Below are 25,790 nucleotides of genomic sequence, written 5' to 3' on the forward strand. Positions count from 1 at the left end.
AGCGGTGAGGGCACCGCGCCTTCGACCCGCTAGCTGTTGCTCCAAAATCGGCCGGTCACCAGAACGGCAGCAACAAGCCAGCAGAACTTGGCGAAGCTCTCCGCGCACGAGCCAACACCAGCTTTCACGCCAGATGGACCGGGCACTGCGGGCGCTCTGATAAAATCGCGGACTGATGCCGCAGCCTACCTATCCCTCGCCGCCGCTGCCCAAGTCTGGCCAGCTCCGCGCCTACTGGCGCTCTCCGTCTTCTCCGACTGCACTGGCCTGGTCGATTGCCCGCGCCGCCGAAGCGCATGCCGGCCCGCTGCTGGTGATCGCCCGCGATAACCAGAGCGCGCACCAGATCGAGGCCGATCTGCACGCCTTGCTCGGTGAGCACGCGACGCTGCCGGTGGTGCCGTTTCCCGATTGGGAAACCCTGCCCTACGACCAGTTCAGCCCGCACCCGGAAATCATCAGCCAGCGCCTGGCTGCCCTGCATCGCCTGCCCGGCCTGAGCAAGGGCGTGGTGATCGTGCCGGTGCAGACCCTGATGCAGCAGCTGGCACCGCTGAGCTACATCGTCGGCGGTAGTTTCGATCTCAAGGTCGGCCAGCGACTGGATCTGGATGCGGAAAAACGCCGCCTGGAAAGCGCCGGTTACCGCAACGTGCCGCAGGTGATGGACCCAGGCGATTTTGCGGTGCGCGGCGGGTTGCTCGACGTGTTTCCGATGGGCGAAACCACGCCGCTGCGCGTGGAGTTGCTGGATGAAGACATCGACTCGATCCGCGTGTTCGACCCGGAATCGCAGCGTTCGCTGGACAAGGTGGACGCGGTCAAGATGTTGCCCGGCCGCGAAGTGCCGATGGACGATGCCAGCGTCGAACGCGTGCTGGCCTGCCTGCGCGAACGCTTCGATGTGGATACCCGGCGCAGCGCCTTGTACCAGGATCTCAAATCGGGCCTGGCGCCGTCGGGGGTCGAGTACTACCTGCCGATGTTCTTCAACAAGACCGCTACCTTGTTCGACTATCTGGACAAGCGCGCGCTACCGTTGATCGCCACTGGCGTGTCCAATGCCGCCGATACGTTCTGGGCGCAGGCGCAGAATCGCTACGAACAGCGCCGCCACGATGTAGAACGCCCGCTGCTGCCGCCGGAGGAGTTGTATCAATCGCCGGATGCGCTGCGCGAGCGGCTCAACAAGCTGGCGCGTATCGAGGTGTGGGCCAGCGACCATGCGCGCATCGACGAGGCCGCCGCGCTCGGCGACCAACCGTTGCCGCCGCTGCCGGTTGCGGCAAAAGACGCGCCGGCTGGCCAGGCACTGGCCTCGTTCCTGAGCCACTACCCGGGCCGTGTGCTGGTCGCCGCCGATTCGGCCGGCCGCCGCGAAGCCTTGATGGAAGTGCTGGCCGCCGCCCAGCTCAAGCCGGATGTCGTGGCCGATGTGCCGGCCTTCCTGGCGGCGACCAAGCTGCGTTTCGGCATCACGGTGGCAGCGCTGGAAGACGGTTTTGCGCTGGATGAGCCGCAGATTGCGGTGTTGACCGAGCGTCAGCTGTTTCCCGAGCGGGCCAACCAACCGCGCCGCACGCGCCGGGTCGGGCGTGAGCCGGAAGCGATCATTCGCGACCTGGGCGAGCTGTCCGAAGGCGCCCCCATCGTGCACGAGGATCACGGTGTGGGCCGCTACCGCGGGCTGATCGTGCTCGATGCCGGCGGCATGCCCGGCGAATTTCTGGAAATCGAATACGCCAAGGGCGACCGGCTGTATGTGCCGGTGGCGCAGTTGCATCTGATCAGCCGTTACTCCGGTGCATCGGCCGAGACCGCGCCGCTGCATTCGCTGGGCGGCGAGCAATGGACCAAGGCCAAGCGCAGAGCCGCCGAGAAGGTGCGCGACGTGGCTGCCGAACTGCTGGAAATCCAGGCCCGCCGCCGCGCGCGCGCCGGCCTGGCGCTGCAGGTGGACCGTGCGATGTACGAGCCGTTTGCAGCCGGGTTCCCGTTCGAAGAGACCACCGACCAGCTTGCCGCCATCGACGCCACGCTGCGCGATCTGGGCAGCAGCCAGCCGATGGACCGCGTGGTCTGCGGCGATGTCGGTTTCGGCAAGACCGAGGTCGCGGTGCGCGCGGCATTTGCTGCGGCCAGTGCCGGCAAGCAGGTCGCCGTACTGGTGCCGACCACCCTGTTGGCCGAACAGCATTACCGCAATTTCCGCGACCGCTTTGCCGATTACCCGATGAAGGTGGAAGTGCTGTCGCGCTTCAAGAGCACCAAGGAAATCAAGGCCGAGCTGGAGAAGGTCGCCAGTGGCGATATCGACGTCATCATCGGCACGCACCGCTTGTTGCAGCCGGATGTGAAGTTCAAGGACCTGGGCCTGGTCGTGGTCGACGAGGAACAACGGTTCGGTGTGCGGCAAAAAGAAGCGCTCAAGGCGATGCGCGCCAACGTGCATCTGCTCACGCTCACCGCCACGCCGATCCCGCGCACGCTCAACATGGCCATGGCCGGCTTGCGCGATCTGTCCATCATCGCCACCCCGCCGCCCAACCGGCTGGCGGTGCAAACCTTCATCACCGCCTGGGACAACACGCTGCTGCGCGAAGCATTCCAGCGCGAGCTCAGCCGTGGCGGTCAGCTGTACTTCCTGCATAACGATGTGGAAAGCATCGTGCGCATGCAACGCGATCTGTCCGAGCTGGTGCCGGAAGCGCGTATCGGCATCGCGCACGGGCAAATGCCCGAGCGCGAGCTGGAACGGGTGATGCTGGATTTCCAGAAGCAGCGCTTCAACGTGCTGTTGTCGACCACGATCATTGAATCGGGCATCGACATTCCCAACGCCAACACCATCATCATCAACCGCGCCGATCGCTTCGGTCTTGCGCAGTTGCATCAGCTGCGCGGCCGCGTGGGCCGTTCGCATCACCGCGCTTACGCGTATCTGGTGGTGCCGGACCGGCGCTCGATGACCTCCGATGCAGAAAAGCGCCTGGAAGCCATCGCCTCGATGGACGAGCTGGGCGCAGGCTTTACCCTGGCCACGCACGATCTTGAAATCCGCGGCGCCGGCGAATTGCTCGGCGAAGACCAGAGCGGCCAGATGGCCGAGGTCGGTTTCAGCCTGTACACCGAGCTGCTGGAACGCGCGGTGCGCAGTATTCGCCAAGGCAAACTGCCCGATCTGGATGCCGGCGAAGAAGCGCGCGGCGCCGAAGTGGAGCTGCACGTGGCCTCGCTGATTCCCGAGGATTACCTGCCCGATGTGCATACGCGCCTGACACTGTACAAGCGCATTTCCAGTGCACGCGACACCGATGCCTTGCGCGAATTGCAGGTGGAGATGATCGACCGCTTCGGCTTGCTGCCGGACCCGGTCAAGCACCTGTTCGCGATTGCCGAGCTCAAGCTGCAGGCCAATGCGTTGGGGATCCGCAAACTGGATCTGGGCGAAAACGGCGGGCGTCTGGTGTTCGAAGCCAAGCCGTCGATCGACCCGATGACCGTCATCCAGATGATCCAGAAGCAGCCGAAGATCTACACCATGGATGGCCCGGACAAACTGCGCATCAAGTTGCCAATGCCCGAAGGCGCAGACCGCTTCAACGCCGCACGCGGTTTGCTGGCCGCACTAACACCGGGCTGAAGCGCAACGCCGCGTTTGACGGCGTCGCAACAGACTCGACAGCACTACACGTCATGCACGCAGGTGAGCACCACCTGTGTGCATCGCGTGCGCGCGAGACATCTCCGATATCGCGCCGATCTGCGTCACACGCAACGGGCTCGCAGCCCTTGCCCTTGCTCGATTCGCACCGCTCCGCCGTGTTTGAAACACGCACGCGTTGTCCCAGGACTGTCCAGGACAAACGCCTTATGAGCCTGCTTGCGACAAACCTGAGCAGTTAATTTCAGAACTGCTAGAAGATTTCACATTTACGTCATTCGACTGAATTTGGCCTAAATATTCCAGCTAGGCGCCGATACCTGCATAGACCGGCATGACCCTGTGTGCAGAGCACGCCACGCAGATCCATGTCACCGCGACCTTCTCCCCGCGTCATCGCACCCAACGTGCGCCATCGCTTGAGGCACCCATGAACACTCCATCTCCCGATCTGCCCGCGCCGTTGACGCTTGCCCTTGAGGGCGAGATGACGATTCGTCGCGCCGCCGAACTCAAGCCGCTGTTGCAGCCGGCGTTGGCGCATCCGGGTGGAGTGCATCTGGATCTGGCGGCAGTGAGCGAAATCGACACCACCGGCCTGCAGTTGTTGCTGGCCACCAAGCAGGCGATCCAGGCCGATGGACGGCCGTTTTCGCTGACCGATTCCAGCCGTGCGGTGGTCGATGTGATCGAACTGCTCGGCCTGCTCGAAGCGCTGTACCCGCATGCGGTTGCCGGCCTCGGCGAACAGATTCACTAACGGACGGGTGACGCGCGCATGGACATGAACCAGCTGATGCAGACCTTCCTGGCCGAGAGCCGGGACCTGCTCGAAGATATGGAACGGCATCTGCTCGAAGCCGAGCGTGGCGAGTCGTCGCCGGATGCAGTCAATGCGATCTTCCGTGCCGCGCATACCATCAAGGGCTCGGGCGGATTATTCGATCTGCCGCAGCTGGTCGGCTTCACCCATGTGGTGGAAAGCGTGCTCGATCTGGTGCGCGATGAAGCGCTGACGTTGAGCTCGGAACTGATCGGGCTGCTGCTGGTGTGCTGCGATCATATCCATGCATTGGTGGAGACTGCCGCCGACCCCAGTCATGCCGATGCGGATGCGCTGGCTGCCGAAGCCGAACCGCTATTGGCGCAGCTGCAGACCTATCTGCAAAGCAGCGCCTGCGGCGTAACCGCTGCCGCCATCCAGTACAGCACGCCTGAAAAACAAAGCGGTTACTGGCGCATCTCGCTCAAACTCTTCGCCGACGCACTGCGCTTCGGCAACTCGCCGCTCAAGCTGATCCGCAATCTGCGCGGCCTCGGGTCGGTAGAGTCGATCGGCACCGACTACAGCCAGTTGCCACGGTTTGAAGACCTCGACCCGGAAGCCAATTACCTCGGTTTCCAGATCCTGCTGCGCAGCGATGCCGACCGTGCCGCGATCGAAGAGGTGTTCGAATTCGTCCGCGACGATTGCGATCTGGATATCGCCGCAGTGCCTGCACCAGCCGATACAGCCACGATGCTGATCAGCGAGCCGGTGGTTGCCGCGGTGCCGGTCAGCGTACTTGCCGCCGTGCCAAATGGCGCAAACGCCGCATCGGCGCCGGCCCGCAACGCACCCGACGCGGGCGGCCGCAACAGCGATGCGCGCTCGATCCGTGTGGATGCCGACAAGCTCGATCGCATGATCGATCTGGTCGGCGAACTCATCATTGCCGTCAGCAGCACCAACGCCAACGCGCAGCGTACCGGCGATGCGCAACTGCTGGAATCGGCCTCGATCCTGGCCGGCCTGGTGGAAGACGTACGCGAAAGCGCCTTGCAGCTACGCATGGTCAAGATCGGCGGCACCTTCAGCCGCTTCCAACGCGTGGTGCACGATGTGGCGCGCGAACTCGGCAAGGACATTGCGCTGGTGGTGGCCGGCGAAGACACCGAACTGGACAAGTCGGTGGTGGAAAAGATCGGCGACCCGCTGACGCATCTGGTGCGCAACGCGATGGACCACGGCATCGAGCCGGCGGACGTGCGCGTGGCACATGGCAAACCCGCACGCGGCACCGTGGGCCTCAACGCGTATCACGACTCCGGCAGCATCGTCATCCAGATCACCGACGACGGCGGCGGCTTGAACCGCGACCGCATCCTGGCCAAGGCGCTCGAGCGCGGCCTGATCGAACCCGGCCGCCAGCTCAGCGACCGCGAAGTATTCGCGATGATCTTCGAACCGGGCTTTTCCACCGCAGAAAAGGTCACCAACCTGTCCGGCCGCGGCGTCGGCATGGATGTGGTCAAACGCAACATCACCGCCCTGCGCGGCACGGTCGAGATCGACAGCGCTGCCGGGCTGGGCACCACCATCTCGGTGCGACTGCCGCTGACGCTGGCCATCATCAACGGCTTCCAGGTGGGCGTGGGCAAATCCGTGTTCGTGGTGCCGCTGGATGTGGTGGAGGAATGCGTGGAGTTCACGCCCGACTACGCCAGCGACTACATCGACCTGCGCGGCAGCGTGCTGCCGTATGTGCGCCTACGTGAACTGTTCGCCCTCGGCGGCAGGACGCCGGCACGCGAAAGCATCGTGGTGATCCGCCAGGGCGCACAACGCTTCGGCCTGGTCGTGGACACCTTGCTGGGCGAATGGCAGACCGTGATCAAGCCGTTGTCCAAGGTGTTCGCACAGGTCAAAGGCATCAGTGGCTCCAGCATCCTGGGCAGCGGCGATGTCGCGCTGATTCTGGATGTGCCCAGCCTGATTCAGCAGTTGCATCCCAACCAGGACGCGCTGGCGGCCTGAGCATTCGCAGTTTCGCTCCTTACAACCCGCCTCGTTCGTTGTTACCTGACCCCAGGAACTCTCGCCATGTCACACCGTCTTCCGATCGCCACCCAGTTATGGTTCACCGCCGCACTTGCGGTGGCCCTGCCCGTCCTCGTGATCGTCGCCGGCTTTGCGCTGACGCTGTCGCATGCAGCCCTGCTCGGCGCCAGCATCGTTGCAGCACTCATCAGCGGTGCACTGCTGATGTGGGCGATCCGCATCGCCAGCGGCGCGCTGGACCTGGCCACCACCACGCTGGACGCCTTCTCGCGTGGCAACTTCGATGTCGCCCTGCCGCAGACACGCGACGAGCATGCCGGCGACGTGCTGCGCGGCTTGCGTAAAGTGCAAAGCGGCATCCGCCACGTCAACGACGAGATCAATCGCGTCTCGCGCGAACACGATGCCGGCGAAATCGACGCACGCATCGATGTGGCGCGCTTCGACGGCGACTTCCGCACCATGGGCGATGGCATCAATCGCATGGTCGCCAGCCATATCACGGTGAAGAAGCAGGCGATGGCCTGCGTGGCCGAATTTGGCCGCGGCAACTTTGCCGCCGAGCTGGAACGCCTGCCGGGCAAGAAAGCCTTCATCAACGAGGTGGTGGACCAGATCCGCGGCAACCTCACCGGCATGGTCGCCGAGGTCAACCGCATGTCGGTGGAACACGATGCCGGCGATATCGACGTGGTGATCGACACGCAGCGCTTCACCGGCGACTTCCGTCGCATGGCCGAAGGCATCAATGCGATGGTGGCTGGCCACATCGCCGTCAAGAAGCAGGCCATCGCCTGCGTCGGCGAGTTCGGCCGCGGCAACTTCACCGCACAACTGCCGTTGCTGCCGGGCAAGAAGCGCTTCATCAACGACACCATCGATCAGGTGCGCGGCAACCTCACCGGACTGATCGCCGAGATCAACCACATGTCGGCCGAACACGAAGCCGGCGATATCGACGTGGTCATCGACAGCACCCGCTTCGATGGCGACTTCCGCAGCATGGCCACCGGCATCAACGAGATGGTTGGCGCACATATCGCGGTCAAGAAGTTGGCGATGGGGGTGGTGGCCGAATTCGGCCGCGGCAACTTCGATGCGCCGCTGGCGCAACTGCCGGGCAAGAAGGCCTTCATCAACGACACCGTGGAGCGCGCGCGCAGCAATCTGCGCAGCATTTCCGAAGTCATCCAGGTCATGGGCGCGATGGCCGACGGCGACCTCACCCACACCGTGGAAGGTCGCTACGAAGGCGCCTTCGCCGACATGCAGCGCTACGTCAACACCACCATGACCCGCTTGACCGAGATCGTCGATGAGGTCAACCGCAACGCCGAAAATCTGGCCAGCGCGTCCGAACAGGTGAGCGCCACTGCGCAAGCGCTTGCACAGGCCGCCAGCGAACAGGCCGCAGGTGTGGAAGAGACCAGCGCCTCGCTGGAGCAGATGACCGCTTCAATCGCGCAGAACACCGAAAACGCCCGTGTCACCGACAGCATGGCCGCCAAGGCCGCCAGCGAAGCGGCCGACGGTGGCGACACCGTGCGCGCCACCGTGGTGGCGATGAAGGACATTGCCAAGAAGATCGGCATCATCGACGACATCGCCTATCAAACCAATCTGCTCGCGCTCAACGCGGCCATCGAAGCGGCGCGTGCCGGCGAGCATGGCAAGGGCTTTGCGGTAGTGGCAGCGGAAGTGCGCAAGCTGGCCGAGCGTAGCCAGATCGCCGCGCACGAGATCGGCGAAGTGGCAGGCTCCAGCGTGGAACTGGCCGAAAGCGCCGGCCGCGTGCTGGGTGAGATGGTGCCGTCGATCCGCCGCACCTCCGACCTGGTGCAGGAAATCGCTGCGGCGTCCGAAGAACAGACCGCCGGCGTCAGCCAGATCAACACTGCGGTGGGTCAGTTGAATCAGACCACGCAGTCGGCCGCTGCCAATGCCGAAGAACTGGCCGCCACCTCCGAGGAAATGAGCGCGCAGGCCGAGCAGCTGCAGCAGCTGATGGGCTTCTTCCGGCTGGGCACGGGTGGCCGCAGCGCTGGCTCAGGCAGCAAGAGCGGCCCGCGCCGCGTGGTGCAGGCCAGCCACTCCACGGCGCTCAGTGCACCGGCACGACGGACCAACGTGCGTCAGATCGGCATGGTGGCGGCAACTGCCGATGCCATCGACGAGTCACAGTTCGCCAGCTTCTGAGGTGCACACCATGCAAGCGCACAACACCGCCAGCAGCACCGCGCCGTCGCCGACGGCACCGCAGCAATACCTGACCTTTTTATTGGGTGGGGACATGTTCGGCCTGGGCATCCTCGGGATCAAGGAGATCATCGAATACCGCGCGCCCACCGACGTACCGATGATGCCGCCGGCACTGCGCGGGGTGATCAATCTGCGCGGCGCAGTCGTGCCGGTGGTGGATCTGCAGCAGCGCTTCGGCCGCGACGCCAGCGCGATCACCAAACGCAGCTGCATCGTGATCGTGGAGATCGCGCAAGGCGATGCGCACCTGGTGCTCGGTTTGCTGGTGGATGCGGTCAGCGAAGTGCTGGAGATCGCACCGGCCGATATCGTCGAGCCGCCCAGTTTCGGTGCCGGTATCGCACGCGATTTCATCCAGGCCATGGGCAAGATCGGTGAGCGTTTCGTGATCCTGCTCGATGCCGATGCCGTGCTGGGCCGCGATGCGCTCGCCCAGCTCCCCGCCGCCCCACTGGCGGCCTGACTTCCGCATGCACGCAAGGATTCCCATGCGCCCCGCCCTTCTCTCCTGCAACTGCACGCTCACCGGCCCGGTGCTGGTGGTCGACGACAGCGTGGTGCAACGCGAACACGCCATGGCCTTGTGCCGCCAGCTCGGCGCCAGCACGGTCGATGGTGCCGTCGATGGCCACGCTGCGTTGGCCTGGCTAGTCCACGCCAACGCGCCCTCGCTGTTGTTGATCGACCTGGAAATGCCGGGCATGGACGGTGTGCAACTGCTCGATGCGCTGGCGCGCGGCCAGCACAACGTGCCGGTGGTGGTGGTATCGCAACGCGGCGGTGCCCTGATCGATGCGGTGATGCAGCTCAGCCGCAGCGCCGGCGTGCGTGTGTTGGGCGGCATCGAAAAACCGATGAACCTGCAGGACCTGGCCACCGTGCTGGAATGCGAACCCGAATCCAGCGCCAGTGTGCCGACCTTCGTGCAAGCAGCAGTTTCGCCATTGATGTCCAGCGGCGGCGCGGCGGCCTCGCGGCTGGATCGCGCGATGCGGCGCGGCGAAATCCGCGTGGCATATCAACCCAAACTCGATCTGAAAGACGGCCGCTTGCGCGGGGTCGAAGCACTGGCACGCTGGCGTCGCCCGCAAGGCGACATGATCGGGCCGGACCGCTTCATTCCACTGGCAGAGCGCGAAGGCTTGATCCACGCCCTGACCCAACAGGTGATCGACAAGGCGATTGCGCAGCTGGTGGATTGGCGCAGCGAAGGCTTTCAGTTGACCCTGGCATTGAACCTGTCGCCCCGGCTTCTCGGCGAAGAGGATTTTCTCGAACAACTGTGCGCCAAGCTGAGCGACAACGGCTTGCGCCCGGCGGACCTGGTGCTGGAACTCACCGAAAGCGCCATCGTGGAACCGGCCAATGCGTTGAGCATGCTCGCGCGTCTGCGCCTGCATGGCTTCGGGTTGTCCATCGACGATTACGGCACCGGCTTCTCGTCGCTGCAACGTCTGGCCAGCATCCCGTTCACCGAACTCAAACTGGACCGCAGCTTCGTGCAGGCCGCGCATCGTAGCCGCAGCCAGCGCACCGTGCTCGAATCCACGCTGGAACTGGCGCATCGCCTGGACCTGACCGCCGTGGCCGAAGGCGTGGAAACCCCGGACGACTGGCGCCTGCTGCGCGAGCTGGGCTGCGATCTGGCGCAAGGCTATTTGATGGGGTCGCCGATGCCTGGGCCGATGCTGTCGGACTGGTGGCGCGAACATGCCGTGCGCATCGCCCGTCTGAGCGACAACATGCTGCCCAGCGATGCGGATGTGGCCTGAGCCGATGAATACTGCCACCGCCATCACCGAACAAGAGTTCGGGCGCTTCCAGCGTTTCATCTTCGAAGCCGCCGGCATCAGCATTTCGTCGGGCAAAAAGGCCATGTTGTGCGGCCGCCTGGGCAAGCGTCTGCGCGAACATCAGTTCAGTAACTACACGCAGTATCTGCAGTTGCTGGAAAGCCGCCAGGACCGCGAGGAAATCCAGACCGCGATCGATCTGCTCACCACCAACGAAACCTATTTCTTCCGCGAGCCCAAGCACTTCGACCTGCTACGCAAACTGGCCGGCGAGCACCGCGGCGGGCTGCCGTTCCGCTGCTGGAGCGCGGCCAGCTCAAGCGGCGAAGAGGCCTACAGCATGGCGATGGTGCTGGACGATACGCTGCAAGGCCGCCCGTTCGAAGTGGTCGGCACCGACATCAGCACGCGCGTGCTGGCCAAGGCGCGCACCGGGCATTACGCATTGCAACGCATCGACGGCATTCCGCAGCCGTATCTCAAGCGATACTGCCTGCGCGGCCAGGGCGAGTATGCCGGCACCCTGCTGGTAGAACGCCGCCTGCGCGACCGTGTGCAGTTCGTGCATGCCAACCTCAACACTGCACTGCCGGCATTGGGGAGCTTCGATGCGATCTTCCTGCGCAATGTCATGATCTATTTCAATGGGCAGACCAAGCGCGAAGTCATCTTGCGCGTACTTGCCACCCTCAAATCGGGCGGGCATTTCTGCATTGGGCATTCTGAGAGCCTGAGCGAACTGGACATCGATCTGGTCCAGGTGGCACCTTCGATTTTCCGCAAGGCATGAACCAAGGATCCACCGTGTCCACAGCGTTCAATCGCCCCGCCACCAATCCCAACACCATCAAGGCCATGGTGGTCGACGATTCGGCGGTGGTGCGCCAGGTCCTGGTGGGCGTGCTCAACGACGCCCCCGGCATCGAGGTGATCGCCACTGCCGCAGACCCGTTGCTGGCCATCGAAAAGATGCGCCAGCAATGGCCCGACGTGATCGTGCTGGACGTGGAAATGCCACGCATGGACGGCATCACCTTCCTGCGCAAGATCATGAGCGAGCGCCCCACTCCGGTGGTGATCTGCTCCACGCTCACCGAAAAAGGCGCGCGCGTGACTATGGATGCGCTGGCCGCCGGCGCGGTGGCGGTGGTGACCAAACCGCGTCTGGGCTTGAAGCAATTCCTCACCGATTCGGCCGACGAGCTGGTCGCCACCGTGCGCAGCGCCGCACGCGCCAACGTCAAGCGCCTGGCCGCACGCGTCACTGCCGTGCCGCTGGAAGCGGAAGTCAAACACACCGCCGACGTGATCCTGCCGGCGCAAAGCGGGCGTGCGCTGTCGCAAACCACCGAGCGCATCGTCGCCATCGGCACCTCCACCGGCGGCACCCAGGCGCTGGAAGAAGTGCTCACGGCCCTGCCACGCGTGTGCCCGGGCATCGTGATCGTGCAGCACATGCCGGAGAAATTCACCGCCGCCTTCGCCGCACGCCTTAACGGTCTGTGCCAGATCGCAGTGAAAGAGGCCGCCAACAACGACCGCGTGATGCCGGGGCGCGCGTTGATCGCACCGGGCGGCAAACATCTGCTGCTGCGCCGCAGTGGCGCGCAATACTTCGTCGAAGTGCTGGAAGGCCCGCCGGTCAACCGGCACCGCCCGTCGGTGGATGTGTTGTTCCGCTCTGCCGCGCGTGCGGCCGGCAGCAATGCGCTCGGCATCATCATGACCGGCATGGGCGACGACGGCGCCGCCGGCCTGCTGGAAATGCGCCAGGCCGGCGCGCGCACGGTGGCGCAGGACGAACACACCAGCATCGTGTTCGGCATGCCCAAGGAAGCGATCAAGCGCGGCGGTGCGGACCGCATCCTGCCGCTGGGCGCGATGGCGCGGGAGATCGTGACGCAGCTGCAGTAGGCGCGGCCCCGCAAGCGTACCGGCACTGCCGGCAGCCCGCGGGCATCGACGTGGCAGACGAACGTGCGCAAGCACCACCTAGCGGCGCACGGAGCCTGCGGCAAACGCGGTATCCCGGCGTCCCGGTGTCCGCCACACAGGCCATGTCTTCCAACCACAGGCCACACCGCCCCTGTATTGGCGTGCAGGGCATCCTAAAGATCCGCCGTCGCTGCCGCTAACTTGATTGAAGACCCAGCATTGCGCGGGTCACCCGAGGCGGCGGTATCGCCGTCCCGGGACCGGAGGTGCAACATGACGACGCGCGATCTCAACGATGGCCTGTTTATCGATCCGGTCAGTGTGGACTCGGTCATTGTCGACCCCGTGATCGAAGCAGGCGCCAACATCCGCTGTGCCGCATTGGTAGCACCCGCTGCCTATGGCATCGACGACGCGCACTGCGACCAGCCACATCTGCAACAGTTGCCGGCCATGCATTGCCCACAAGCAGAGCTTCGCCCCGACTGGGCGCAGGCGCGTGCAACCTTGCTCGCGCCGCCCGATCCGCATCGCACCGCTGGCGATGCGCAGGCGAGCGTGGAACACAACACTCTCCGTCACCGCCTGCACTAACAGCGGCAACACCACGTAGCGAGCCATCGTCAGCTGGGTGTGGAAAGCGCGCTCATGACCGGCATGTACGCGTGGTACATGCCGCAGCGAGCGCCGGACGCGCCTGCCTGGCGGTGAGCGGAATCGTTTGTCAGCCGCAACACATCACCGTAAGCGTTCGACATGCGCTACTCGCGCATGCGCCGGCAAGTCTTACAGCTGCGAATCCAACGGCAGCCACCCAAGCATCTTCGCCGCACTCCGGCGCCAGATACTGGCCTCCGGCTCGCGTGTCCAGATGCGCGGCGGCTGCGCGGCATCGTCGTGCCAGCGCAGCGCGCCCTGCTCCAGGGTGACCCGGTAACTCACCGGCGCACTGACCTTGTGGTTGTACAGGCGCTCGAGCTCGGCGGTGACGGTGCGGTCTTCGAACAGCAAGCCCATCTCGGTATTGAGATTCATCGAGCGCGGGTCGAGGTTGAACGAGCCGATGAAACCGCTGGTGTCGTCCACTACAAACGCCTTGGTGTGCAGGCTGGCGCCGCTGGACCCGAACAGACTCCCGGCCGGCTTGCCCATCGGCTTGAGCTCATGCAGGCGCACGCCCTGCTGAAGCAGCGGTACGCGGTAATCGGCATAGCCGCTGTGCACGGCCACCACATCGTTTGCCGCCAGCGAATTGGTCAGGATGTTCACGCGCACCTGGTGCCGACGCAGATCGCCGATCCAGCGCATGCCCTCATCGCCCGGCACGAAGTATGGCGAGATCACCTTCAGCTCGCGCTGCGCATGCGCCATTTCGCCGATCAACACCGGCGTCATCCAGTCCGCTTGCGGCTGGGCGCCATCGGCTTTTTCCGGCGGGTCGGACACGATGCGCGCATGCTCGAGCCAATGCACCGGGCGGTCGCCCTGCATCAAGGCCTGCACGCTGGGCGACCGGCGCAAGCGCTCCACATACGGATGCGCGCGTGCCGAGGCCATGCCGGCATCCAGGCTGCCGCGCAGCGCCTCCAACGCCTGAGGCGTTGCGGTCACCAGCGCGGCCAGCGGCAGGGCGTTCGGGCTGTTCCAATAGGCATCGAAGTTGCGTTCGGCCTGCTGCACCGTCGGCCCCATCACGGCCGCGTCCATGTCCATGAAATTGGTATCGCGCGCGGCATCGAAATATTCGTCGCCCACATTGCGCCCGCCCACCACCGCAATGCGTCCATCGGCAATCCAGGCCTTGTTGTGCATGCGTCGGTTGATGCTGAACATGCGCAGCACCATCTCTACGCCGCGCATCAGTGTGCCTTCGCGCGCGCGGGTGGGATTGAACAGGCGGATCTCGATCATCGGGTGGCTGTCGAGCGCCGCCAATACCGAATCGCTGCCGTGGATATTCATGTCGTCCAGCAGCAACCGCACCCGCACACCGCGGTCGGCCGCGCGCAGCAGCTCGTTGTGCAACAGGTTGCCGGTGAAATCGGCATGCCAGATGTAGTACTGCAGATCCAGGCTGCGCCCGGCCGCACGCGCGGTGAGCGCACGCACCGCAAACGCATCGATATTGTCGGACAGGATCACCATGCCGGTCTGTTTGGCATGCGCCTGCTGCAATGGCGCAACCACCCGGTCGATCGGTGTCGCCACGGCGGTCGCCGGTAACGCGTGACTCACCGGGCCGCGTTGGCGATCGGCAAAACGGCCATAGCCGTACAACGACAGCGCGCTGCCCAGCACAAACACCAGCATGCCGATGCCGGTCCATTTGAAGACGTTACGCTTGGTCACTGCCGGGCCCGGAATTGCCAGCGCCGCAGTGTAGATGCTGCACAGCGAGCTGCGTGTGCAGAGGCTGACACGCAAGCGAGCTCAACAACCCTGCAAAACAAGCGGTTTTGCGTTGGGGGCCATCGCTGCGACTGCTGCCAGGCCACCTCTGCGCCGACGAGCAAGCACCGATTCCGCCGACGTATTCTGCGGCACACCTTGACGGTTGATGTCGGCACGGCAAACAAGCGTCCGCTTGACCACTGCCGCGATCAGGAAACGATTGCGCCCACATAGGCAAGCGCAATCGTTCAAACACCTGCGCTTACCAGATCGCCACGCGATCCTTGTCCGCACGCACCATCGCATCGCCGGGCTTGCACTGAAACGCCTGCGCAAACGCCGGCATGTTCGACGGCGCGCCATTGGCGCGGAAATTCGCCGGCGCATGCGGGTCGGTGTTCAAGCGCACACGCAGTTCGCCATCGGTGAAGTTACGACGCCACACCGTTGCCCAGTTCATGAAAAAGCGCTGATCCTGGGTATGGCCATCGACGTCCTTGCTGGCCTCCGGCTGCGCCTTCAGCGCCATCTGCAAGGCATCGTAGGCGACGGTCAGGCCGCCCAGGTCGCCGATGTTTTCACCAAGCGTCAGCTTGCCTTTGACGTGCTCACCGGGAATCGCTTCATAGCCATCGAATTGCGCCACCAATTGATCGGTGCGCTGGGTAAACAGCTTGCGGTCCGCGTCGGTCCACCAGGTGTCGAAGTTGCCCTTGGCATCGAACTGGCTACCGGAGTCGTCGTAGCCGTGCATCATTTCGTGGCCGATCACCGCGCCGATGCCGCCGTAATTGAGTGCCGGGTCGGCCTTGGGATCGAAGAACGGCGGCTGCAGGATCGCCGCCGGAAACACGATCTCGTTACGGGTGGCGTTGTAGTACGCGTTGACCGTCTGCGGGGTCATATGCCACTCGCGCTTGTCGACCGGCTTGCCGATCTTGTCCAGCATGTAGCGATAGTTGAATGCCTGCGCAGCCTGCATGTTGGCCAGGAACCCATCGCCGCGCGTCTCCAGGCCCGACCAATCGCGCCATTGATCCGGATAGCCGATCTTGGGCGTGAAGCTGGCCCATTTTTCCAGCGCGCGTTGCTTGGTGTCCGCGCTCATCCAGTCGAGCTTTTCCAGTCGTGCTTTCAAGGCGGCCGACAGGTTTTGTACCAGCTGCTGCATCTGCTCCTTCGATTCGGCGGGGAATGCGGACTGCACATACAGCTGGCCCAGCGCCTCGCCCATCGCTTCGTTGACCGCATTCAAGGTGCGCTTCCAGCGTGGCAGCATGTCCTGCTGGCCACGCAGCGTTTTCGAATAGAAATCGAAGTTGGCCTGCTCGAACGGCTTGGCCAGATACGGCGCCGCCTCGTCGATGCTGTGGAAACGCAGGTACGCCTTCCAGGTCTCCACTGGTGTGTCTGCAAGCATCGCATCGAGCTCGGCGAAGTAGCCCGGCTGGCTCAGTGAGAAGGTGCCGGCCGGCACCTTCAGCGCCTTGAAAAACGCCTGCCAGTCGAAATGCGGCGTCACTGCGTTGGCGCCGGCAACGTCGACCGGGTTGTAGCGCTTGGCCGGGTCGCGCAACTCGATGCGCGACAGCGAGGCGGCGGCCAGCCGGGTCTCGAATGCCATCACCGCCTTGGCCTGCGTGGCCGCCTGCGCGGCGGGAATGCCGGATAGCTCCAGCACGCGCGCGATGTAGGCCACGTACTGCTCGCGGATCTTGGCCTGCGCCGGATCGGTGTAATAGCCCTTCTCGGGCAGGCCCAGACCGCCCTGGCCTGCATAGGCGATCATCTGTTCGGAATTCTTGTAGTCGGCATTGGCACCGAACGAGAACACGAAGCCCTGGCCCTGCGCGTAGCTGTCGCGCAGCCACGCCGCGATGGCAGGCGCATCGGTCAACGCATCGATAGCCTTCAATTGCGGCTGCAACGGCGTGATGCCGGCCTTATCGATGGCCGCCTCGTCCGAGCCGGTCCGCCACAGGTCGGCGATCTTGGCGTCCACCGAGCCAGCCGACAGATTGCCGCGCGCCAACTGCTCCACCAGCGCGTGCTGGATGGTCAACGAGCGCTCGGCGAGCACTTCGAAGCTGCCCCAGCTGCTGCGATCGGACGGCACCGGATTGGCCTTGAGCCACTTCGCGTTGACGAACCCGTTGAGGTCCTGGCACGCGTTGATGGCCGGATCCAGATCGTTGATGCCGAACGCCACGATCGGCGCGTCGAGTTTGGAGACATCCACACGCGCCGGCGCGGTCCGGTTGGTCTCCGGCGCTGCCTTGGCGGTGTCCTCGGAGGCACCACAGGCCGATAGCGTGACCGCAATGGCCACCGCAAGCGACAGCGGTGCGAACTTGCTCAACTTCATTCAATTCTCCAAGGCATGACCGCGCATGCGCGGTCGAAAAAGTCGGCAGCCCGCCAGGAATCGCTGGCGAAAGGCGGCGCATCAAACGGCGCTCGCATCATCGTCAGTCACTCCGTAACCGGCCGCACCAGATCACTGCAGCGGCACCGCAACGCCCTAACGTCCGCTGCCGCGCCTGATCGAAAGTCATTGCAACCACACACTGCGTGCGCGTCCGTCACCGACGCCGCAACACGCTGCTTCAAGCACCAAGCACCATCGCATGCAGTCAACGCCGCGCGTAGAACGGCGCCATCAACAGGTACACCGGATACGCCAACAGCATGAGCACCAGCGCTATCTCATGCCCGGATGCGGCATCGGCCCACGCCTCCATCTGCGGCGATGGCCCGAACAACCCGAACGCCAGCAACACCAAACCAATCACACAGATCAGCAGCGCCACCAGCAACGCGTTGCTGGAGACGCTACCAGCGGCCAACGTCCCGAACGCAGCGCTGGCGCCTGCCAGCAATATCCCCACCGTGACCAGATAGGCGCGGCAGTAAGTGGCGCTCATTTGCTGGTGCTTACGTCTGGCGGACATCCTGTCGTCCCTGCATACGTGATACGCCGGGCGCTGATCCACGCAGCACCCGGCGTACCGGATCGAATCACCGCAGCGCGCTAGCCGCGCTGTGGACACTCCACGCCGCGCATGCATGCGCGGCATTGGCAACAGGCCTACTTCGCCTTGCCCTGATTGGCCACCGCTTCGGCAGCGCGCTTGGCCGCTTCCGGGTCGCCCAGGTAACGGAAACTCTGCACCTGCAGCTCGTCGTCCAGCTCGAACAGCAACGGAATGCCGGTGGGGATGTTGAGCTCCAGGATCTGCTCGTTGGAGACAGCGTTGAGGTACTTGTACAGCGCGCGCAGCGAGTTGCCGTGCGCGGTCACCAGCACGGTCTGCCCGGCCTTCAACTGCGGCGCGATCGCGTCGTGCCAGTACGGCAACACGCGCACCAGCGTGGTCGCCAGCGACTCGGTGCCCGGCAATGCATTGCGATCCAGCGTGGCATAGCGACGGTCGTGGCACGGGTGCCCCGGATCGTTGACGTCCATTGCCGGTGGCGGGATGTCATACGAGCGGCGCCAGATCTTGACCTGCTCTTCGCCGTGTTTGGCAGCGGTTTCGGCCTTGTCCAGCCCCTGCAGGCCGCCGTAATGGCGCTCGTTGAGGCGCCAGCTCTTGGACACCGGCAGCCAGTCCTGATCGAGCTCCTTCAACGCGCCCTGCAGCGTGTGGATGGCGCGCTTGAGCACCGAGGTGTGGGCGACATCGAACTGCAGCCCCTCGTCCTTCATCAGCTTGCCGGCCGTCGTGGCTTCCTGGCGGCCCTGCTCGGTGAGTTCCACATCCACCCAGCCGGTGAAACGGTTGTCCAGGTTCCATTGGCTCTGGCCATGGCGCAGCAGTACGAGTTTGCGGGTCACTACGGTTCTCCGATTGGGGGCCGATCAACCTGCGATTGTAGCGGCAGCCAGCGCATCGCTGGCGTGCACGACCCGCCCACGTGCGGCGCGCGATGCTGCGACCATGTCGAACATCGCTCCCGTATTCGCCGATTGGGACGGCAGCGCCGCACAGGCGCGACAGTTGCAGCAGCAACTGGCACACCGCGTGGTGTTGCAGGACGAGGTCGTCGCAACGCCGCAGCTGCTGGCCGGCTTCGATGTGGGCTTTGAAGACGACGGGCAGACCACGCGTGCCGCCGCCGTGCTGCTGGATGCGCAGACCTTGCTTCCGTTGGAAACGCATGTGGCGCGCGTGCCCACCTCGATGCCGTATGTGCCTGGCCTGCTCAGCTTCCGCGAATTGCCGGCATTACTGCAGGCGCTGGCACTGCTGTCGCGCATGCCGGATCTGGTGTTCGTCGATGGTCAGGGCATCGCGCATCCGCGCAAGCTCGGCATTGCCGCGCACTTCGGCGTGGTGACGGGCTTGCCGAGCATCGGCGTGGCCAAGCAGCGGCTGGCCGGCAGCTTTGTCGACCCCGGCCCGGAGCGCGGCGCGCATAGCCGCATCCTGCTCGGCGGCCTGCAGATCGGCTGGGCATTGCGCAGCAAGCCGCGCTGCAATCCGTTGATCGTCTCGCCCGGGCATCGCGTCTCGATGCAAGGCGCGCTCGACTGGACCCTGCGCACGCTGCGCGGCTATCGCCTGCCCGAACCCACGCGCCTGGCCGATCGGCTGGCATCGCGGCGTGGCGAGATCGATCTGCCTGTACAGGCGAGCCTGCTGTAACACCGATCCAGCACGCCAGCACCGTGCGGTCGACCTCGCCACCGCTGCACTATCGCGGCGGCGCACGCAGAACATTCCGTCTTGATCGACGGCACTGCGACGCTGCCGCGTGCATGCGAAGCTTTGGCTCCCATCGTCACGAGCCACCGCCATGACCACTCTGATCGCCCCACGCGTCCACGACATCGGCGGGCTGCAAGTGCGTCGCGCCGTGCCCACCTTGCAGGCGCGCAGCGTGGGCCCGTTCGTGTTCGTCGACCATATGGGCCCGGCGGTGCTGGAGCCGGACCATGGCATCGACGTGCGCCCGCATCCGCATATCGGCCTGGCCACCGTGACCTTCCTGTGGGCGGGCGAGATCGGCCACCGCGACACGCTCGGCTCCGATCAGGTGATCCGCCCCGGCGACGTCAACTGGATGACCGCCGGCCGCGGTATCGCCCACTCCGAACGCACGCCCGGCCCCGAGCGCGCGCGCGAACATGCACTGCATGGCATGCAGACCTGGATCGCACTGCCGCGCTCGGCCGAAGAGACCGCACCGGCCTTCCATCATCATGCCGCCGCCAGCCTGCCGCAGCAGCGCCGCGATGGCGTGTGGCTGCGGGTGATCGCCGGCCGCGCCTATGGCGAAGAATCGCCGGTGCAGGTGTTCAGCGGCACCCTCAATGTGGCGCTGGATCTGGCCGCGGATGCCGAAATCGACCTGGACACCGGCCACGCCGAGCGCGCGTTGTACATCCTGGAAGGCGAGGCGCAACTGGATGGTGCCGACGTGCCGGCGCGCCACCTGATCGTGCCCTCGCCCGGCGCGCGCGGGCGCCTGCGCTCCAAGACCCCGCTCAAAGCCATGCTGCTCGGCGGCGAGCCGCTGGATGGCCCGCGTCATCTGTGGTGGAACTTCGTGTCCAGCTCCAAGGAGCGCATCGAACAGGCCAAGGACGACTGGCAGGCCGGGCGCTTCGGCAGCATTCCCGGCGACGACAAGGAATTCATTCCGCTGCCCGAAACGCCGGCACCCAACCCGGTCAATTACCCCTGAAACCATGCGCGAATTTGGTGTGGCGAACACAACCGCACCAGGTCTCGCAACGGAGGTGCCCCGCTACACAAGCGATGCCAGGCAGGGATGCGACCCATCTTGAGCACGCCCACAAAACTGTGATAGTGATATCGCCGTAGTCGGAGCACGTCGCGTGGACGGCACGCTCGAGCGGGGAGCTTGAGACGGTGCAGCGGCACGAAAAAACGACGTCGCCCCGCATTGTCATCCATCGCCGGGGAACACTTGAATGAAGTCCGCATCCTGCCTGTTCGGCCTGTCATTGCTGTTGGCCGCTGCAACCGCCCACGCCCAAACCTCGCCGGTCTGCCCGCCCTTGCCGCCCGCGTCGGGACTGCAGTGGAACGAGCTGGCCGGTGCCGACTATTTGGTCTGCAAGGCGGTCACCGCCGACGGCCGCCAGGTGGTTGGCGTGATGCTCACCACCCGCGACCCGGCAATGACCCTGGCCCGCGACCGCCGTGCCGAAAAAGGCCAGCTCCAGCAGGAAGACTTCTACTGGTACAAGCTCGATCTGGGCGGCCGCGAGATTCCGGGCATGGAATCGCGCCGCGTCACCGTGGTGGAGCTGGGCAAGAAGCGCTACGCACAACTGTGGATCGACGGTGCCAGCACCGAAGAACTCGCCTCGATGCAGTCGCTGGTGCAGGCGATGGATCTACAGCCGGCCAGTCTTGCATTGCAGCGCTGAGGCGACGCGGGTTGCTGCGTGGCGTGATGTCGCGCGTAAATCGCGCATTCGCTGCGCGGCAGGTTTAGCGACTGCCGTGCTGATGGCCTGACTACCGGCCGCAGGTCACCGCATCCAGACGAGATGCGGTGACGCTCGACACGCTCAGGTCGCGAGATTACCGGCAACTTCGGATGCCTGCAGCTGACTGGAAATACGCACCTCGCCAGTCAAGAGCCGATGGATCGGGCATTTGTCCGCCACTTCCATCAAGCGCGCGCGCTGCGCGTCATCCAGTTCGCCTTCGAGCACGATCTCACGGCTGATGTCGGTACCTGCTGCACCGCGTTGGGTGTAATGCAGATGCACGTGCACCGCCGTCAACGGCCATTGCTTGCGTGCCGCCACCATCGACACCGTGATTGCGGTGCACGCACCCAACGCCCCGAGCACTTGCGACTCCGGATCCGGCCCGGCATCGGTGCCGCCGTTTGCCGGTTGGGTATCGCCCACCCAACGGTGCTGCCCATCGTGGATGGTGACGGTGTACGGCACCGCTTCGGTACTGACATGGACGGGGCGGTCACTCATGACGCTCTCCTGCGCTGTATGAGGTGGACACGGTTAGAACCGCCCTTCCTGGAAATCGACGAACGCCTGCATCAGTTCCTGCTTGGTGTTCATCACGAACGGGCCATGCCGCATTACCGGCTCGTTGAGCGGGCGGCCCGCCACCAGGATCAGCTGTGCGCCCTGCGCACCTGCACGCAGCGTCAGCCGCTCGCCACCGCCCAGCACTGCCAGTTCCTGCGCAGGCAGCGTGCGCGAAGCATCGCCCTCGCCCACTGCAACGTCGCCTTCAAACGCATACGCAAACGCGTTGTGACCGCCGGGCAGCAGGTAATCCCACACCGCATCCGCTGCCAGGGCGATATCCAGATACACCGGGCTGGTCGCAGGTTGCACGATCGGGCCGATCACCTCGCCCACCGTGCCGGCAATCACCTTGACCGTCACGCCGGGCGCCGGCTGCGCCACCGGGATGTGGTCGGGCGCGTATTCCTGGTACTTGGGCTCGGTCATCTTGTCGCGCGCAGGCAGGTTCACCCACAGCTGAAAGCCGCGCATGCGCCCGGATTCCTGCTCCGGCATTTCAGAATGGATCAGGCCGCGACCAGCGGTCATCCACTGCACGCTGCCCGGTGTCAGCAGGCCTTCGTTGCCATGGTTATCCTTGTGCCGCATGCGCCCGTCGAGCATGTAGGTCACCGTTTCGAAGCCGCGATGCGGATGGCTCGGAAAACCGCCGATATAGTCCTCGGCCTTTTCGGTGCCGAACTCGTCGAGCATCAGAAACGGGTCCAGATCCGGCAGCTGCTGGGTGCCGATGACGCGGGTCAGCTTGACGCCGGCGCCGTCGGAGGTCGGCATGCCGCGGATGGTGCGCAGCACATGCGCCGCGGTCGTGGTGGTGGTGCTCATTGCGTTGTCCCTGTGCAGTGTGTCGGTGCGCCAATGATGGGTGCGCGTGCTGCAGCGCCCAACCACGACGGTTGCAACCGATCGTTCCAAACATCGGCCCGTGTGGCGGGCGCTAGCGCACCGTGTGCCCGGACACTCTACGACCAAAGTTTTACCCCGCTACAGAACGCTGCCATTGACCGCAGCCGGGCACGGGGGGACCCTTGGGCGAATCGTTGCTGAAGGGGCATGCATGAAAGGGTTCTCGAAGCTGGCCTGGGGCGCGCTCGCGCTGCTGGCCGCGTTCTGTCTGGGTACCGTGGCGCTGCGGCGTGGCGAGCACATCAATGCGCTATGGATCGTGGTGGCGGCGGTGTCGATCTATCTGATCGCCTACCGGTTCTATAGCTTGTTCATCGCCGACAAGGTGATGCAGCTGGACATCACCCGCGCCACCCCGGCGGTGAGCAACAACGACGGCCTGGACTACGTGCCCACCAACAAGCATGTGCTGTTCGGCCACCACTTTGCCGCGATTGCCGGTGCCGGGCCCCTGGTCGGCCCGGTGCTCGCCGCGCAGATGGGCTACCTGCCCGGCCTGCTGTGGCTGGTGGTCGGCGTGGTGTTTGCCGGCGCGGTGCAGGACTTTGTGGTGCTGTTTCTGTCCAGTCGCCGCAACGGCCGCTCGCTGGGCGATCTGGTGCGCGAAGAGATGGGCCAGGTGCCCGGCACCATCGCCCTGTTCGGCGCCTTCCTGATCATGATCATCATCCTGGCGGTACTGGCGATGGTGGTGGTCAAGGCGCTGGCGGAAAGCCCGTGGGGCATGTTCACGGTGATCGCCACCATGCCGATCGCGCTGATGATGGGCGTGTACATGCGCTACATCCGCGTCGGCAAGATCGGCGAGATTTCGGTGGTCGGGCTGATCCTGTTGCTGGGCGCAATCTGGCTGGGCGGCAAGGTTGCCGCCGACCCGACCTGGGGGCCGGCCTTCACCTTTACCGCCAAGCAGATCACCTGGATGCTGATAGGCTACGGTTTCGTCGCCTCGGTGCTGCCGGTGTGGCTGCTGCTGGCACCGCGCGATTACCTGTCCACCTTCCTCAAGATCGGCACGATTCTGGCGCTGGCCATCGGCATCCTGGTGGTCATGCCCGATCTCAAGATGCCGGCCCTGACCCAGTTCGCCTCCACCGGCGACGGCCCGGTCTGGAAAGGCGGCATCTTCCCGTTCCTGTTCATCACCATCGCCTGCGGTGCGGTGTCGGGCTTTCATGCGTTGATCGCCTCCGGCACCACACCCAAGCTGCTCGCTAACGAAGGCCACATGCGCTACATCGGCTACGGCGGCATGCTGATGGAATCGTTCGTGGCAGTGATGGCGCTGGTGGCGGCCTCGATCATCGAGCCCGGCATCTACTTCGCCATGAACAGCCCCGCCTCGCTGGTCGGTACCGACACCATTGCGGTTGCGGCCAAGGTGTCGGAGTGGGGCTTTGCGATCACCCCGGAGGTGCTGGAAGCCACCGCCAGGGACATCGGCGAGCACAGCATCCTGGCCCGCGCCGGCGGTGCACCCACCTTGGCGGTGGGCATCGCGCAGATCCTGCACCAGCTATTGCCGGGCGAGGACACCATGGCGTTCTGGTACCACTTCGCCATCCTGTTCGAAGCCTTGTTCATCCTGACCGCGGTGGATGCCGGCACGCGTGCGGGCCGCTTCATGCTGCAGGACCTGCTGGGCAACTTCATCCCGGCGCTGAAGAAAACCGAATCGTGGACCGCCAACATCATCGCCACCGCTGGCTGCGTGGCGCTGTGGGGCTATCTGCTCTACACCGGCGTGATCGATCCGTTCGGCGGCATCCAGACGCTGTGGCCGTTGTTCGGCATCTCCAACCAGATGCTGGCGGGTATCGCGTTGATGCTCGGCACCGTGGTGCTGTTCAAGATGAAGCGCGACCGCTATGCGTGGGTCACCATCGTGCCGGCGCTGTGGCTGTTGCTGTGCACGACCTACGCCGGACTGATCAAGATCTTCGACAGCAACCCCGCGCAGGGTTTCCTGGCACAGGCGCACAAGTACCAGGCCGCCATCGCCAGCAACACCATCACCGCACCGGCCAAGACCGTGCCGCAGATGCAGCAGATCGTCACCAATGCCTACGTCAACACCGGGCTGACCGTGCTGTTTCTGTTCGTGGTGGGCTCGATCCTGATCTATGCGGTCAAGACGATCGTGATTGCGCGCCGCAACCCGCAGCGCAGCGATCGCGAAACCCGGTACGTGGCCTTGCAGCCACATCAGATGGCGGATCTGTAATGGGCACCCAACTCGTTCTTGCCAGCCAATATCAGGTGCATCGCCGCATCTGGCGGCGGCTCATCCAAACCGCGCGCCTGTGCTGCGGCATTCCCGACTACGACAACTACGTGCGTCACATGCTGGAAAAACACCCAGACAAACCGGTGATGGATTACCCCGCGTTCTTCCGCGAGCGGCAGGACGCACGCTACGGCGGCAAGAGCGGGTTTCGCTGCTGCTGATCGGTTGATCGGTTAATCGGTTGATCGACCGATGCAAATGCAACAGGGCGCGATGCGAATCGCGCCCTGTTGCGTTCGGGGCTTGCGCGTTACTGCAGGCCTTCTTCCGCCAAACATCGTGAAACTGCCGAGTGCGGAGCGGCTGATCTGCGACGTCGCTGCAGGGCGACTCTCGCCCACTGTCGGGGCACGCCTCAAGACAGGACGGCTGATCTGCGATGTCACAAAAAGGCGACTGCTCGACTGCTCTTGCAGGACAGTCCATAAAGCAGAACGCTTGATCTGCAGTATCGCTCCAGGCCCCTTGCCCGCCCACCATCGCGGGACACGCTGCAAGTACGTCCTTGTAAGCTCTTACGCGGCATCCATGCCGCGTAAGGTCCCGCGACGGTGAGCGGGCAAGGACCAGTCGAGATTCTCGGTGTGCAAGATGCAGGCAATGCATGAGGTGCTTCTGATTCGCTAACTCTCAATGGAGTTGCGACCCGCAGCAGCAAGCCAATGCAACTAGCGAGATGGCCCGCTTTTCACCTA

The 25,790-nt window shown here is 64.6% G+C and carries 20 protein-coding genes and 1 other RNA gene; 14 read left to right on the plus strand and 7 right to left on the minus strand.

Going from position 1 to position 25,790, the window contains the following annotated elements:
• Nucleotides 1-175 precede the first annotated feature (175 nt).
• From mfd to RQH86_RS22760, 9 genes are all read left to right on the plus strand, one after another.
• Nucleotides 176-3,643 (plus strand): transcription-repair coupling factor, encoded by a 3,468-nt coding sequence (gene mfd, locus RQH86_RS22720; protein WP_115554213.1) that lies wholly within the window; start codon nucleotides 176-178, stop codon nucleotides 3,641-3,643.
• A 451-nt stretch (nucleotides 3,644-4,094) separates the two neighbouring features.
• Nucleotides 4,095-4,424: an STAS domain-containing protein gene (locus RQH86_RS22725; RefSeq protein ID WP_115513439.1), complete on the plus strand. Its 330-nt coding sequence runs from the start codon at nucleotides 4,095-4,097 to the stop codon at nucleotides 4,422-4,424.
• Nucleotides 4,425-4,442: 18 nt separating this feature from the next.
• On the plus strand, nucleotides 4,443-6,461 hold the full coding sequence (locus RQH86_RS22730; RefSeq protein ID WP_311240385.1) for a chemotaxis protein CheA: 2,019 nt from the start codon (nucleotides 4,443-4,445) through the stop codon (nucleotides 6,459-6,461).
• Between the two features lie 66 nt (nucleotides 6,462-6,527).
• Complete coding sequence (locus tag RQH86_RS22735; protein WP_115528507.1) at nucleotides 6,528-8,681, plus strand: methyl-accepting chemotaxis protein; 2,154 nt, start codon at nucleotides 6,528-6,530, stop codon at nucleotides 8,679-8,681.
• Nucleotides 8,682-8,691: 10 nt separating this feature from the next.
• Nucleotides 8,692-9,207: a chemotaxis protein CheW gene (locus RQH86_RS22740; protein WP_311240384.1), complete on the plus strand. Its 516-nt coding sequence runs from the start codon at nucleotides 8,692-8,694 to the stop codon at nucleotides 9,205-9,207.
• Nucleotides 9,208-9,232: 25 nt separating this feature from the next.
• Nucleotides 9,233-10,516 carry an EAL domain-containing response regulator gene (locus tag RQH86_RS22745; RefSeq protein WP_115562509.1) on the plus strand — a complete coding sequence of 428 codons (1,284 nt, stop codon included), beginning with the start codon at nucleotides 9,233-9,235 and terminating at the stop codon, nucleotides 10,514-10,516.
• Nucleotides 10,517-10,520: 4 nt separating this feature from the next.
• Nucleotides 10,521-11,327 (plus strand): protein-glutamate O-methyltransferase CheR, encoded by an 807-nt coding sequence (locus RQH86_RS22750; protein ID WP_115514581.1) that lies wholly within the window; start codon nucleotides 10,521-10,523, stop codon nucleotides 11,325-11,327.
• Nucleotides 11,324-12,451: a chemotaxis response regulator protein-glutamate methylesterase gene (locus tag RQH86_RS22755; protein ID WP_311240383.1), complete on the plus strand. Its 1,128-nt coding sequence runs from the start codon at nucleotides 11,324-11,326 to the stop codon at nucleotides 12,449-12,451. The genes RQH86_RS22750 and RQH86_RS22755 overlap by 4 nt, the downstream gene beginning before the upstream one ends.
• Nucleotides 12,452-12,745: 294 nt before the next feature.
• A complete protein-coding gene (locus RQH86_RS22760; RefSeq protein WP_311240382.1) occupies nucleotides 12,746-13,066 on the plus strand; it encodes a hypothetical protein in 321 nt (106 codons plus the stop codon).
• Nucleotides 13,067-13,070: 4 nt separating this feature from the next.
• Here RQH86_RS22760 and RQH86_RS22765 read toward each other — a convergent pair.
• The 5 genes from RQH86_RS22765 to gpmA all read right to left on the minus strand — a co-directional run bounded on the left by RQH86_RS22765 (nucleotide 13,071) and on the right by gpmA (nucleotide 18,701).
• Nucleotides 13,071-13,146, minus strand: a non-coding RNA gene (locus RQH86_RS22765) — sX9 sRNA.
• A gap of 112 nt (nucleotides 13,147-13,258) precedes the next feature.
• On the minus strand, nucleotides 13,259-14,821 hold the full coding sequence (locus tag RQH86_RS22770; RefSeq protein ID WP_311240386.1) for a phospholipase D family protein: 1,563 nt from the start codon (nucleotides 14,819-14,821) through the stop codon (nucleotides 13,259-13,261).
• A 304-nt stretch (nucleotides 14,822-15,125) separates the two neighbouring features.
• Nucleotides 15,126-17,228: a M13-type metalloendopeptidase gene (locus RQH86_RS22775; RefSeq protein ID WP_311240381.1), complete on the minus strand. Its 2,103-nt coding sequence runs from the start codon at nucleotides 17,226-17,228 to the stop codon at nucleotides 15,126-15,128.
• A gap of 268 nt (nucleotides 17,229-17,496) precedes the next feature.
• Nucleotides 17,497-17,814 (minus strand): hypothetical protein, encoded by a 318-nt coding sequence (locus RQH86_RS22780; protein WP_311240380.1) that lies wholly within the window; start codon nucleotides 17,812-17,814, stop codon nucleotides 17,497-17,499.
• 137 nt (nucleotides 17,815-17,951) lie between these two features.
• Complete coding sequence (gpmA, locus tag RQH86_RS22785) at nucleotides 17,952-18,701, minus strand: 2,3-diphosphoglycerate-dependent phosphoglycerate mutase (protein WP_055849782.1); 750 nt, start codon at nucleotides 18,699-18,701, stop codon at nucleotides 17,952-17,954.
• Nucleotides 18,702-18,804: 103 nt separating this feature from the next.
• Between gpmA and nfi the strand changes: the two genes are divergently transcribed.
• From nfi to RQH86_RS22800, 3 genes are all read left to right on the plus strand, one after another.
• Entirely contained in the window at nucleotides 18,805-19,512 is a 708-nt protein-coding gene (nfi, locus tag RQH86_RS22790; RefSeq protein WP_311240379.1) for a deoxyribonuclease V, read from the plus strand.
• A 151-nt stretch (nucleotides 19,513-19,663) separates the two neighbouring features.
• Nucleotides 19,664-20,554, plus strand: coding sequence for a pirin family protein (locus tag RQH86_RS22795; protein ID WP_311240378.1), 891 nt, complete (start codon nucleotides 19,664-19,666; stop codon nucleotides 20,552-20,554).
• A gap of 250 nt (nucleotides 20,555-20,804) precedes the next feature.
• Entirely contained in the window at nucleotides 20,805-21,266 is a 462-nt protein-coding gene (locus RQH86_RS22800) for a hypothetical protein (RefSeq protein ID WP_055849779.1), read from the plus strand.
• A 144-nt stretch (nucleotides 21,267-21,410) separates the two neighbouring features.
• Here RQH86_RS22800 and RQH86_RS22805 read toward each other — a convergent pair whose 3' ends face one another.
• Together RQH86_RS22805 and RQH86_RS22810 are read right to left on the minus strand one after the other, a co-directional pair.
• Nucleotides 21,411-21,836, minus strand: coding sequence for an OsmC family protein (locus RQH86_RS22805; protein ID WP_311240377.1), 426 nt, complete (start codon nucleotides 21,834-21,836; stop codon nucleotides 21,411-21,413).
• A 33-nt stretch (nucleotides 21,837-21,869) separates the two neighbouring features.
• Nucleotides 21,870-22,727, minus strand: coding sequence for a pirin family protein (locus RQH86_RS22810; RefSeq protein ID WP_311240376.1), 858 nt, complete (start codon nucleotides 22,725-22,727; stop codon nucleotides 21,870-21,872).
• A gap of 232 nt (nucleotides 22,728-22,959) precedes the next feature.
• Between RQH86_RS22810 and RQH86_RS22815 the strand changes: the two genes are divergently transcribed.
• Together RQH86_RS22815 and RQH86_RS22820 are read left to right on the plus strand one after the other, a co-directional pair.
• A complete protein-coding gene (locus RQH86_RS22815) occupies nucleotides 22,960-25,032 on the plus strand; it encodes a carbon starvation CstA family protein (protein ID WP_311240375.1) in 2,073 nt (690 codons plus the stop codon).
• A complete protein-coding gene (locus RQH86_RS22820) occupies nucleotides 25,032-25,256 on the plus strand; it encodes a CstA-like transporter-associated (seleno)protein (protein ID WP_005926176.1) in 225 nt (74 codons plus the stop codon). The genes RQH86_RS22815 and RQH86_RS22820 overlap by 1 nt, the downstream gene beginning before the upstream one ends.
• Nucleotides 25,257-25,790: the final 534 nt, after the last annotated feature.

The sequence above is a fragment of the Xanthomonas sp. WCS2018Noco2-27 genome (genome assembly GCF_031843525.1).
GTDB lineage: Bacteria > Pseudomonadota > Gammaproteobacteria > Xanthomonadales > Xanthomonadaceae > Xanthomonas.